Raw genomic sequence first — 13,094 nt, 5'->3', positions numbered from 1 at the left:
ATGTATCCATCGTAATTAGGAGGAACGCAGATGTTTAACAAGAATTCCGGAGAAATACAAGCCAAGTAGATAGGAGAATCATAAACTTTCTTATATTTCGGGGAAGACAGACTTCCCTCTCAGCAGCCGCTACTTATGAAGGGGGTTGGCGATAAGCGCCAACCCCCTTGTTTTTTGGGCCGCCCGCGCCTACCAGACGGGGAAGCTATTTTTCTTTGCCGGACTTGGACAGCATGATGTCCAGGATCGTCGAGTCGGTGTCGGCGAGCCCCTCCTGCACCAGCCGCTCCATGTTGCGGATCGTGTCCTCTACCTCGTCGAAGATGACGCCGTCGCTCGGCGACGGGGAGATGTCGTTCATCGCTAGAGTAGCTGCCTGGATCGCGGCATTGGTGCCGGTAGAGATCTTGAGGGCACAGGTCGCCTTGGCGCCGTCGCAGATCATGCCGCTGAGCGAAGCGATCGTGCTCTGCACCCCGCGCTTGATCTGGTCCAGGCTCCCGCCCATCAGGTAGACGATGCCGCCGCTTGCGCCGACGCCGCCTGCGATGCCGGATCCGCAGAGCGGCGACAGACGCCCGATGTATTGCTTGATGTGTATGGTCACGAGATTGCTCAGCGCCAGAGCCCGGGCGAGCTGCTCCTCATCCGCACCGATCCGGTCCGCTAGTGCGATCACAGGCAGGGTGCAAGCGATGCCCTGGTTGCCGCTGCCGGCGGTCGTCATGACCGGCATCGCGCTGCCAGCCATCCGCGCATCGGAGGCGGCCGCCGCAGCTGCCATGATGCCCGTGGCTACATCCTGGCCGAACAGGTTTACAGCCGAGCGCTGGGCCATCTTCCGGCCGACCTGCAGCCCATACTCGCCGCGCAGCCCTTCCTCGGAGATCGCCCGGTTCATGGCCGCGCCTTCGAGCAGGAATCGCAGGTCTTCAAAAGGCGCCTCCGTGACAAAGGCATAGATCTCATCCAGCGACAGATGCTGTGCGCCGTCATCGGCTGCCTCTGCATCGCAATCTGCTTTCTCCGGTCCATGTTCTACCGACGTTCCGTTCCGCAGCAGCTGCGTCACCCGGGTATGCTCCCGTTCGATGACGACCAGGCTGTCCGCCGTCCGTCCCTTGACGTACGCTTCGATATACAGCTTTTCCGGCGTCTCCTTGAGCTCCACCTCGAGTACATTCTGCGCCAGCAGCCGATTGGCCGCCTGCACCTCTTCCGGCGACACGCCGGAGAGGACCTCCAGCTTGCGGTTCGAGCGCCGCACTACGGCCCCAAGCGCAGCCGCGATCGGCAGGCCGGACTGTCCCGTCCCGGGAATGCCGACGCCCAGCGCATTTTTGATAATATTGCCGCTCAGTCTGAGCCGCACATGTTCGATCTCCTCGTCCAGGATCTCGGCCGCCAGCGACACCGCATAGGCGACTGCGATCGGCTCCGTACAGCCCTCAGCCGGGGCCACCTCTTTGTGTAACAGCTTCAGCAGCGGGTCCATCTCGTCACTCTCCCATCCTGTTGAATCCGCCCCTGCGGTCTTGATGTCGTTCTATTATAGCAGATTCGGCGGCGGGAGATTCGTATTCACGGGTTAATAATACCTGCTTGGCGAGTCGGCCGTATCCTAGACTGGCGGCTGAGCCTTAGCCGGCTCTCGCCTCACCGAGCCGAAGTACATGGCGATGAACAGGCCCGCGAAGAACGTCGCCAGGCAGACGACAAAAGCGCCGGCGCCGCTGACGAAGCCCGGGAAGATGACGAACACCGAGCCTGTGATGAGTCCGATCATGACGGCATACGTCATGTGCGGGTAAGTGGCCAGCAGATAACGGATGCCTTTGCTGCTGAAGAAGAAGCCCGCCAGCACACCGAAGCCGATGGCGAAGATAATCGGGAAGTTGAAGGTCGACAGCGCATTAATCGCCGTCGGATAGGCGCCGATCAAGAGCAGCACGAACGATCCGCTGACACCCGGCAGCAGCATCGCCAGACTGGCAAGCCACCCGGAGAAGAAGAGGCGGATGGTCGACCACAAGGTTAGTGTGGTTTGCGGATCGGCATCCTTATCACCGGACAAGAAAGCCATCGAAGCCATCAGCAGCAGTCCGGCTATCAACACGATCACATGCTTGCCCGAGAAATTGCGTCTGACATCCGCCTGCCGGATCAGCATCGGCAATACGCCGAGGATAAGGCCCATGAAGAAAAACTGGGTCGCCGCATAATGATGCTCCAGCAAATATTCGATCAACCGGCTCAAGGAGACGATTGCTGCAAGCATGCCGATGCCAAGCGGCACAACAAAGCCCCAGTGACGTTTCCAATCCTTGCTGAACAAACCGCTGATCGCCTCCAGCAGCCGATAATAGATGCCGAGTATAACCGCCAGCGTCCCGCCGCTTACACCGGGGATGAGATCCGTCGTACCCATGGCGAATCCCCGCAACAGATTTTTCCACTCCATTAATTCCTGCTCCTTATCTCTCGCATAGTAGGATTTCTCTTCTCTAGCAATTAAGTGTACCATATACGTCTAAGAGATTCCTAGCGCGCGGATAGGAGGGGGGCTTGTTCATCCAGTATGGTGTTTTATCGCCGCATGGTCGCCCGGACTCAGCGTGAACCGGACGCCGTGAGACGGCTTTCCCTTGCCGTTCATTCCTTGCTGATCTCCACCATATGCAACGTTGCATCGCCCGCAATACGAATATGAGCGCCTGCTCCGTCCTCCACAAAGTCTGATGTTACAGTCCACGATTTCGTCACCCAACCGCCGGTATTCTTGAGCTTGACCGTCTCGCTCCTCATCCCGAACTGGGCTGTGAAAGTCCCGCATCCCTCGTCTAAATAAGTTACCGCTATCCTGGGCGCTGCGGCTGCATTCACGCTCACCGTGAAATCGGGATCCAGCCGCAGCAGCATCTCTTTCTGCGGGGTCGTCGCTCGGGCCCAGGCGCCGAAGCGCTGGTGGAACGGTCCGATGGACCGCTGCCCCTCGATCGTCCGATTCGGCACAAGAGGAACGTCAGCGCCGTCGATGCGTGCATCCAGCGCTGCCGTGTCTTCAGGATTGAGAAGCGTCATATGCATCGAATAATCCTGTACCCGGCTTTGGTACGTCGAAGGGGACAAGTCCAACGCGCTTGATCGGAAGGCAATCCATGCCCCTGGGGACGCCACGGGATCAGCATGAAATCCTGCGTAACGAGCGGCAAATCGGAACGCCTTGTCGAATTCCTGCTTGTAGTTCCCGCCTACATTCGTCCCCTTGTACGTACCCTGCGCCGCAACTTCCAGGTCAGGCGAGTATACCGCCAGATAAGAAATGCCCATGTGCAGATCCCCCAGCAACCGCCAATAGTTTTTCTGCGGTGGCGTCGCCCAGGACACGGTCTGCTGCTGGCCGTGATCGCCCCAGGCCGACGAGTGTGACTCCGCGAAGCCTTGCGTATCGCCTGGCCTCACAAATGTATGAAAGAAGTCAAAACGGTTCGCGATCGCGGCCGTTCTGGGCTCGATATCGCTAGACGTGTGGAATAGCGACAGCACACCGTCCCGGAAATAGTCGGCATACGTATAGCCAGCGGGTTTGCCGTTCGCTTGCGCATCCAAGACAACGTCGGGAAGATTGTTCCGGACGAATAGCCGGATGGGATCGGTCCGTCCTTCTTGAAAGGCTGCGATGAATGCGTCCAGGATCACCTTCTGATAATTGTACAGACGTGCCGCTGTCCAATTCGGTCCGTTTGTCGCGCCGGTCGGCACCGTCCAGGTTGAAGCGTCCCGATGCTCCACCGGCACGTTCAAGATTTCAGTGCCCACAGCGTTATAGTTCTGCCGAACCCCCAGGATATTGCTCCGATAAGGAGACTCCGCCAGATGGTCGCCCAACGCCAGGAGAAACGCCGAGTAGTGCTGGACATAATCCGGGTGCCAATACATTAAAATACCCTCGGGATCCCGGACCTGCACTTCTCCCCAGTTCGACTTGTAGGGAATTTTTTCGAAAAGGAAGTCTGGCTTACGGTTTCCGTTCACCTGCAGCGTGACGGGATACGTCAGCTCCGAGAGCAGTTCATCCAGCGGCGTCCAGTCATATTCGTCATCGTCAATGTGTATGTCCCTCCACTGAAGGACGACTTGGCCGCCTTGCACATAAGGAAGCTCGGTTGGTTGCTCGGAATACCATATTTCGTAGATTCCTGGAGTTGCATGCGCGACAGTCGTGCCAAGAAACAGGAAGAGTAACGTACAGATCCATGATTTTTTACCCATTGATATTCGCTCCTTTACGCGTTCGTTGTTTGGCCGCGACGATACGCTCTCTTGGTATAACCCCGCAACGGGAGGCCCACGCCTCATATCGTTCGCTTAGACGAGCCACGATGTCCGGATGCTCTGCCAAGCAATCGCGCAATTCCGCTCGATCCTCGTTTAGATTATACAGCTCCCAATCGCCCGGAAAGTTACGCACCAGCTTCCATTCTGCCTCTCTTATTCCTGCATTGCCTTCGTGCTCCCAGTAGAGGGGGACGGGATCCAGCGCATCATCACACTCCAATACCGGCGACAGATCCCGCCCCTCCAGCGGAAGCGGGCAGCGATGCGGAACGTCCTCCGGATAGCTGGACTCAGTCAGCTCAAGCACCGTCGGCAGCACGTCCGTCAATTGGCACGGCGTATGACGGAGCTCGCCGCCCGCACTGATTCCTGCCGGCCAATGCACGATCAGCGGAGTCGCGATGCCTCCCTCGTGAATCCAGTGCTTGTACATACGAAATGGCGTATTGGATAAGTTCGCCCAGCCGACTCCGTAGCTTTGGTAAGACGATTCATCGCCTGGCCACACGGAGGGATCATTGCCGAATTGCACCGGCGATCCCGAGCGAGTCAAAGCCGTGCCGATCCCCTTCGCCATGGCTGTCTCACGTATTTGATCGGTTATCACCTCCGCACAGCCCCCGTTGTCGGAGAGGAACAAGAGGATCGTATGCTCCAGTTGCCCGGATCGCTCCAGTGTCTGCACGATACGTCCGATCCCGCGATCCATCGCTTCGATCTGCGCGGCATACACTTCCATACAGCGAAGAAGATAATCGCGGTGCCTGACCGATTCCCACGGAGGCATCGCCGGGTCCCGTTCGCTTAGCATGCAGTTGTCCTTGATGATTCCGATGCGCCGCATGCGTACAAGACGCTCCTGCCGCAGCCGATCCCATCCCGCGTCGAATCGCCCGCGATACTTAGCGATATCCTTCTCATTTGCATGCAGGGGCCAGTGTGGAGCAGTATAAGCCACGTATTCAAAAAACGGCACTTCGCTCCCGTATGCGTCGCTATGCGCTTCGATGAAGCTAACCGCTTCATCGGTGAGCGCATCGGTATAATAGAAATCCTCTGGCAACGCCTCGCCATCTATATTGTCGTTGTCCCGCGTCAGTGTTAGCGGCCGGTAATAGCTCGAAGCCCCCACAAGAGTACCGTAAAATCGATCGAAGCCCCGCTGACACGGCCAAGTATGCTTCTCCCGCCGGACGTCATGAGCGAGGTGCCATTTGCCGCTCATATAGGTTCGGTAGCCATTCTGCTTCAGTACTTCCGCCATCGTCAGGCAGTTGTGGTTCAGATTGCCCGGGTAACCCGCTGGCCCGTCGTCCTCGGTCAAGACGCCGATACCCGTCTGATGGGGGTGCAGTCCGGTCAGCAGCGAGGCGCGGCTCGGGGAACAACGCGCGGTGTTGTAAAAGTTAGTAAACCGAAGGCCGTTCGCTGCAAGCCGATCCAGATTCGGTGTGTCGATCTCCCCGCCGTAACACCCGAGGTCGGAATATCCCATATCGTCGTTGACAATCAATATGACATTTGGCCGTCTCTTCATCGGATGACTCCTTCCCGTCCGTCAATCTTCCGATCCTCCTGGAGCAGTTGGTTCCGCATCCAGCTGCTGTTCACCAGGCCATCTCCGTCCTGATGAAGTACAGCATACATTCGTTCGCGCATATGACGTACGATTGGCCGGAGCTCATGATTCGAAATCTGATTCGTCAGCTCATGCGGGTCTTCCCGCAAGTCGTACAGTTCGTCGAGGTCCGTCGGGTTCCAGACATACTTCCACCGTTCGTCTCGGATCATCCGTTGCGAATAGAGGCCGAATTGCTGTCCATTATAGGTCGACACGATCTCCTGTCGCCACCCCGCCGTCTTCGACGCTCTCCCGTTCGAGAGCAGCGGCAGCAAGGATCGTCCATGACTCCCGGGCGGCGCCTCCGCACCGAGACATTCCAGTATCGTAGGCGGTACGTCCAGCAGATTATATACGAACTCACTAACCCGCAGACCCTGGGCAATGCGACCGGGCCAACGGATGATCAGCGGCACCTTCACGACATCCTCATACATCACATAGTGCTTATCCATCATGCGATGACCACCGCATAGATCGCCATGATCCGTAGTATATACGACTATTGTGTTTTCAGCGTCTCCCGTCTGCTCCAGCCGCTCCAGCACCTTCCCGATCGCATCATCCGTCTGGCTGACCGCACCGTAATATCTCGCTACGATCGGCGCCCAATCTTCCCATCTATACTGCTCTATGCCCCAGTTGTACAACTGCTGCTTTTGGATATACGGCTTGTGATCGAAACGCTCATCGAAACTGCCCCATCTCGGAATCTTCCCTGCCGGATACATATCGGCGAACTTGCCGGCTGGCCGGCACGGCAAGTGCGGCTCCGACAGATCCAGTCGCAGATGCCAGGGCTGACTGGATCCCGCATAGTTGTCGAGCAATCCGATCGCCCGATCAGCCAGCCAGTGTGTACGCGCGTCCTCCAACGGGATCGGGTCTGCTTCTCCCAGCCAACCGTTTTCATATCGGACATCTGGATACTGGCGCATGCGAAAAGCCGCATAATCCTGTTCGGACACATAGTCGTCGTAACCGTATCTGGTCGGATCGTGCTCTGGATGCACATGCCACTTCCCTACATAGCCCATGCGATAACCCCGAGCCTGCAGTTCTCTCGGCCATGCATACTCTGTCGGCTCTAGCGCCGGCACGGGCAGCGTAATACCGTAATTCCACAGCCCGCCGATCGCCTCGGGCCTCCTGCCATTAAGAAACGCTTGTCTCGCTGGGCAGCAAAGCGGGATGGGGGTGTAAGCATTATCAAACCACGCCCCTTCTCCAGCTAATCGATCAATGTTCGGCGTATGCACCGGCCGGGCTCCACTATATCCCAAGCAGTCGTATCGCTGTTGATCTACCATGATCAGTAAAACGTTAGACATCTTCGCCGTCATCCGCCTCATCCTCTCCGCATGACGACTCTTGCATGAAATGCCACGCTGTGAAGCGTGAATCGTCGCTCCACGTATTCCCTGCAGATGCAAAGTCGCACAGCCGCATCTTCTCGCCCGACGAGGCCTCTAGCTCGAATGTTTTCCATATCCCCTCCGTATCCTCCACTCTCTGCAGCGTCACACCCTCCCCTCGGCCGTCGATGGGGAGAGGATGCGACAGCGGCGGCCCGCCGAGCCGAGCATCCCGCGCCAAAGCTACGGGGCCGCGGAACAGCATCACTGCAGTCTGATGCGGCAAGGCGTCCTCTACAGAGAGCGGCAGCCCGGCCTCATAGCCGGTCTCCACGCCATCCTCGCCGATGTAGCCCATCGACGCCCAAACGCTATTGTGCCAGACGACTAGCGGATCGTCGGCGGTATATTGAGAGGAGTCAAATCGTTCGATTCGCACGGAGACATCGAATCGGATGACGACGATATCGCCGCTGCTCCATTCCCGCTCGACGACGATCCATCCCTCTTCAGAAGACGATGGCACCCACGCACCGTTCACTTGCAGTTCCATATCCGGAGACCACCTCGGCCTTCGCAGGCGCAGGGCGAATCGGACAGGAGCCTGAGGATCGACCGCGATCCGGACAACTCCGTCGTCCAGGAAGTCTCCCCGGATGGCGAGCTCGATGTTCGGGCTTGAAGGCAAGGAGATGCGGCCGTGCCCTTCGTTGTATAATGCCACCCATATCCCTGTCTCGTCGAAGTACATCGCCGACTCCGCCGCCTGGAACAATCCCCGCGGCATATTGTCGACGCAGCACTGGTGGTGTTTGAGGAAATGAGGATGGGCCGGAATATGTCGGTGCGATACCCGCAGCCTCCTCAATGCCCAGGAGCCGTCCGTCTTCAGGCCGCAGAGCATCGCGTTATAGAGCGACAACTCGAGCTCGTCGATAAATCGCGTCCCCTTTGTCAATAGAAATAAATCGAACGCGAGACGATTCCAATAGACAACATCGCACAGCTCGGCTACGGCGTTAATCAAGAAACGAGAGCCTACGAACTTGTCGTTGAAGCTGATGCTGCCGACCGGGGACCGCTCCCATGCTGCTATCGCGTCAAAGATGCCGCGCGCGGCCTGGAAGTACAGCTCGTTGCCGCAAACCCGATACAGCTCCAGCAGCCCCTCCACACAGGAGACAAGCTCGTAGCTCTTCGCCCACTCCTCCGGACGCGGAAACCATGTATGCACCGGAGCCCCTCCTGCACCTTTATTTACCAGATCCGGGATGCCCTCCGGATGCCGACTCCATTGGTCTACGACGTATTCAGCAAATGTAAGATACTGCGTCTTGCTAGTCGCCCGGTAGAGCAGCAGCAGGGGCTTAAGGATGGAAGTGCTCGGCATGCCGTAGAACTGCCCGGTTCGCCCGATGCTCGTCCCGCCCGGTCCGACCTCCCGGATCAGATGATCCGCCATCCGGCAAGCCGCCCGCAATATACGCTCCTCGCCAATCAGCTCCCATGCTTCCATTAACGCCCACAACGTGTATTTGCGTCCCCAGACATTCCAGGTTCTCTCGCCTACAAAGGCAGAATCCGAATAGGTGCCTATATACCCGCTCTCGTCCTGCGTCGCCAGCAGCCCGGCAACCGCGTGAGAGATCCGGGTCTTCAACTGGTCATCTCCGTAATACCGGCAGCAGGCTATGGCCGAGAGCACATACTTGCCCCAGAATTCTCCTCTCCATACCCCGCGTCCCGGGTGCGAGCGATCATCCTCCCGCAGCCGGAACGCTTCTTCCGTCTCCGGATAGATCTCTTGCCACGCTCGCTCCGACCGCAATCTCGCTTCAGACATCGAGTCGATCCTCTCGCCCAAAAAACCGCCGAATGACCATGCCCCCAGCGGAACCGGTTCCACAGCGTTCCTTACCGTGCCATCCTTCGCACGTATCATCGCACCGCCTCCTTGACCTCCATAAAGTATGACATGCAAGCGATTATGGTATGCGCTTACATCCATTCTCGCTTCAATGTATCGAACGGAGATCACTGCGGCAATATGTTATTCCCAGCAGGATGCTGTTCATCTTAACCTTGGTTAAGATTCGCACATGACGCTCAGATTCACATATTGCAGCGGCAAGATTGAGTTTGTACATTGAGGATGCAACTGCTGTAAGCGCATACTTCAAAATCGTTGGGAGGCCGACCGGATATGCTTAAAATGTAATATGCGAATCAAAGCTCGATATAATCGTCCGATTTAGTACTTATTGAAAGGGGGAAACTTCATTGCCTGTATCCACTGCCACTTGGAAGAAAATGAAGCGAAACTGGCAGCTGTATCTGCTCCTGCTTCCAACAATCGCTTACTTCATCGTCATGGAGTATTTGCCGATGTACGGTTTGCAGATTGCATTTAAGAATTACTATCCCAGCAAGGGCTTCGCCGGCAGCGAATGGGTCGGCTGGGAGCACTTCATTCGATTTTTCAATTCGTATCAATTCTGGGATATTCTCCTGAACACGGTGATTCTCAGCTTGTACGAGTTGCTGACCTTCCCGATCCCGGTAGCGATGGCTCTCCTGCTCAATCAATTGATCAGCAGTCGTTACAAGAGGATTGTGCAGACCGTCACTTACGCACCCCACTTCATCTCAACGGTCGTCTTGGCGGGTATGATGTATCTCTTCCTATCCCCTCAGACTGGATTGCTTAATCGGATCCTCTCGATGTTTACAGGCAACACGATTTATTTTCTCGGGGAAGCTGCGTGGTTCAAGTCGATCTTCGTCTGGTCTGGCGTCTGGCAGAATATGGGCTGGGGTATGATTATCTATCTCGCTGCCCTCACGGCCATCAACCCAGAGCTTCATGAGGCCGCTGTTATGGATGGCGCGAACAAATTCCGGAGAATCTGGCACATTGATCTGCCAGGCATCATGCCCACGGTTATGATTCTGTTCATTCTGAACATCGGCAACCTCATGACGCTCGGCTTCGAGAAAGCCTACTTGCTGCAAAACCCGTTGAATATCGCATCGTCAGAGATTATTCAAACCTATGTATACAAGCGAGGACTCGCTGGTGGGGACTTCAGCTACGCCTCCGCGATCGGCCTGTTCAATTCCGTTATCAACTTTCTTCTCCTGGTCCTGGTGAACTCCTTGGCCCGGCGGATGAAGCAAACTTCTTTATGGTAGGGGGATAACCATGAACCGAAAAACGCCTGCGGACCGACTGTTCGACTCTATTAATTCTGCCTTCTTTTTTCTCATTCTCTGCGTGGTCATGTATCCGCTCTACTTTATTCTCATCTCTTCGGTTAGCGATCCGGAAGCAATCAACGCCGGCCGTGTATGGCTATGGCCCGTGGATTGGTCATGGTCCGGCTACCAGGCAATCTTCAACGACCAGTCCATCTGGACAGGGTACAAAAATTCACTCCTTTATGCCGCACTGGGCTCTGCGATCAGCACGGCGATGACGATATGCGGCGGGTACGCCTTATCCCGCAAGGATTTGGTCGGGCGCACACCCATCATGCTGCTGATCCTGTTTACGATGTTTTTCCAAGGCGGGTTAATTCCGACTTACCTCCTGGTCAAAGAACTCGGCATGCTGAACAGCGTCTGGGCGATGGTCGTGCCGGGGGCCATTCAGGTATTCCAGCTCATCATCGTCCGTACCTTCTTCCAGTCGACCATACCGGATGAGCTGCTGGAAGCGGCGATGATGGATGGCTGCAGCAATCTTACCTTCTTCTTCCGAATCGTACTGCAGCTCTCTCTGCCGATTGTCGCCGTCATTATTCTGTTCAACGCAGTCTCGCAGTGGAATTCGTACTTCAAAGCGCTCGTCTACTTATCCAGCGAGCATTTGCAGCCCCTTCAAATCATCCTGAGACGTATCCTCGTGCAGAACGAGATGAACCAATTGATGACAGACATCAGCTCCATGCAGGAGATGCAGAAGCGAGCGGAGCTGGTAAAGTACGGTGTCATCGTAGTCGCCAGTCTGCCGATGCTGCTCCTGTATCCGTTTTTGCAAAAATACTTCGTTCAGGGCGTTATGATCGGTTCCGTCAAGGGATAGCAAGCTATGCTCTTCGAGAGCCGACATGGTATAATACAACAATCAAAGGGAGAGATTTCTATGAAAAATCGAGGCTCGATGAGTCTGTATCTGATGCTTGCGGCTGCGCTCTTCATGACCGCCTGCACCGCTAACTCGCCTTCTACGGACACGTCTGCACATGATCCCGGCGAGAGGCTTGAGGAATCCCCTTCTAATGCACCCGTCATCGAGTTTCCCTTAGCAGAGAAGCTTACGCTGAGGTTCTTCGCGCTGAAGGCCGTGGCGAATAAAGTAACCGATTACAACCAGTACGAATTGTTCCAGCAGCTGGAGGAAGAAACAAATGTCCATATCGAATGGTCGATTGCGGACGAAACGGCGCGACTGGAGCGATTGAATCTGATGGTCGCCAGCGGCGACTACCCGGATGCCGTTTACGGCTCGAGCATTACTGGTTCGATGTTAAGCACATGGGCCAAGCAAGGCATCGCCATCCCGTTGAATGATCTGATAACGGCGTATGCCCCTAATATTCAAAAGGCTTTCGCCGAAAACCCCGCCTATAAGGAAGCCATTACACATGCGGATGGAAATATCTACTCCTTGCCGACTATACAAGACCGCCCCTTCCAGCAGGCTCCAGACACGATGTGGATTAACAAGAACTGGCTGGATCAGGTAGGTCTCGACGTCCCAGAGACGACTGAGGAGCTGTATGCTGCGCTGCAGGCGTTCAAAGGCAAGGACCTCAACGGAAACGGCAAAGATGATGAAATCCCGATGAGCTTCATGTACCGGACACACTGGAAAGGCGGTAATTCGCTCGCGATGTCCTTTGGCATCATGGACCCTGCATACGATCATACGTATATCAATGACGGACAGATCTATTTCGCCCCCCAACAGGACCAATACAGGGATTATGTCGATTACATCGGCAAGCTGTATGCCGAGGATCTTATCGATCAGGAGATGTTCACACAGACAAATCCGATCTACGAGGCCAAGCTAAGGGGAGAAACCGCGGTACTGGGCGTGCTTAGCTACCCGATCAACAGCTATGTCACCGACGGAGATCAGTATGTGCCGCTGCTCGGTCTGAAGGGACCAAACGGCGATTGGGGCTGGACGAAGCAGACACCGGGCATCAACGTGGGCGGCTTCGTCATCACCTCTTCGAATCGCCATCCTGAAATTACAATGAAATGGATCGACTCCCACTTCGATTTTGAGAAAAGTCTCGAGCTGTTGAAAGGACCTCTCGGGCAAGGGCTCATCCGACTGGATAACGGAAAGTACGAGGCTGTCGCTCCGCCGCAGGGCATGTCGGAGAACGACTTCGCTTGGACGATGGCTCCGGGCTTCCAATCACCGAAGATCATTCCGGCCTCCAACTACGCGGACGGCACTTTCATCTCGCCTCGCGAAGCCGAAGAGCTCGCCGCTTATCAGCTGAAGGAGCCGCTCCTCAAGTTCGAACCGCTCAACAATATCCTCGTATACGAAGAAGAGGATTATGAAGCGCTTGAGCATGTCGACACGGACCTGAACAATCCGAATGGCTACATTGATACGATCTTTGCGGAATTTGTCATGAATGGCACGACCGACGAGAAATGGGCGAAGCACCTGGATCAACTGGAGAAGCTGGGTATCCGCACCTATCTGGAGGTTCATGGAAAATACCAAGTAAAGTAATAAGACTACAAGCAGC

Annotated in this window: 9 protein-coding genes; 3 read left to right on the top strand and 6 right to left on the bottom strand. The window is 55.9% G+C overall.

Annotated features, from left to right (window positions below; all coding sequences use genetic code 11):
- Nucleotides 1-205 precede the first annotated feature (205 nt).
- The 6 genes from ABC336_RS16455 to ABC336_RS16430 all read right to left on the bottom strand — a co-directional run bounded on the left by ABC336_RS16455 (nt 206) and on the right by ABC336_RS16430 (nt 9,256).
- On the bottom strand, nt 206-1,495 hold the full coding sequence (locus tag ABC336_RS16455; protein WP_413239660.1) for an L-cysteine desulfidase family protein: 1,290 nt from the start codon (nt 1,493-1,495) through the stop codon (nt 206-208).
- Between the two features lie 126 nt (nt 1,496-1,621).
- The gene (locus ABC336_RS16450) at nt 1,622-2,461 is read right to left on the bottom strand and encodes a DUF368 domain-containing protein (RefSeq protein WP_413239659.1); all 840 of its coding nucleotides are present in this window, start codon (nt 2,459-2,461) and stop codon (nt 1,622-1,624) included.
- A 191-nt stretch (nt 2,462-2,652) separates the two neighbouring features.
- Nucleotides 2,653-4,272: a hypothetical protein gene (locus tag ABC336_RS16445; protein ID WP_413239658.1), complete on the bottom strand. Its 1,620-nt coding sequence runs from the start codon at nt 4,270-4,272 to the stop codon at nt 2,653-2,655.
- The gene (locus ABC336_RS16440) at nt 4,265-5,875 is read right to left on the bottom strand and encodes an arylsulfatase (protein ID WP_413239657.1); all 1,611 of its coding nucleotides are present in this window, start codon (nt 5,873-5,875) and stop codon (nt 4,265-4,267) included. The genes ABC336_RS16445 and ABC336_RS16440 overlap by 8 nt, the downstream gene beginning before the upstream one ends.
- Nucleotides 5,872-7,290, bottom strand: coding sequence for a sulfatase family protein (locus ABC336_RS16435; RefSeq protein ID WP_413239656.1), 1,419 nt, complete (start codon nt 7,288-7,290; stop codon nt 5,872-5,874). Before ABC336_RS16435 ends, ABC336_RS16440 begins: the two co-directional genes overlap by 4 nt.
- Entirely contained in the window at nt 7,283-9,256 is a 1,974-nt protein-coding gene (locus ABC336_RS16430) for a beta-L-arabinofuranosidase domain-containing protein (protein ID WP_413239655.1), read from the bottom strand. The genes ABC336_RS16435 and ABC336_RS16430 overlap by 8 nt, the downstream gene beginning before the upstream one ends.
- A 338-nt stretch (nt 9,257-9,594) precedes the next feature.
- Between ABC336_RS16430 and ABC336_RS16425 the strand changes: the two genes are divergently transcribed.
- The 3 genes from ABC336_RS16425 to ABC336_RS16415 are packed head-to-tail and all read left to right on the top strand — an operon-like array spanning nt 9,595 to nt 13,078.
- Nucleotides 9,595-10,506 carry an ABC transporter permease gene (locus tag ABC336_RS16425; RefSeq protein ID WP_413239654.1) on the top strand — a complete coding sequence of 304 codons (912 nt, stop codon included), beginning with the start codon at nt 9,595-9,597 and terminating at the stop codon, nt 10,504-10,506.
- 10 nt (nt 10,507-10,516) lie between these two features.
- A complete protein-coding gene (locus ABC336_RS16420) occupies nt 10,517-11,398 on the top strand; it encodes a carbohydrate ABC transporter permease (RefSeq protein WP_413239653.1) in 882 nt (293 codons plus the stop codon).
- 60 nt (nt 11,399-11,458) lie between these two features.
- Nucleotides 11,459-13,078 (top strand): extracellular solute-binding protein, encoded by a 1,620-nt coding sequence (locus ABC336_RS16415; protein WP_413239652.1) that lies wholly within the window; start codon nt 11,459-11,461, stop codon nt 13,076-13,078.
- The last annotated feature ends 16 nt before the right edge of the window (nt 13,079-13,094 follow it).

Origin of the sequence: Paenibacillus jepli (genome assembly GCF_047238105.1) — a bacterium.
GTDB lineage: Bacteria > Bacillota > Bacilli > Paenibacillales > Paenibacillaceae > Paenibacillus_D.
This window is presented reverse-complemented; position numbering and strand designations above follow the sequence as displayed.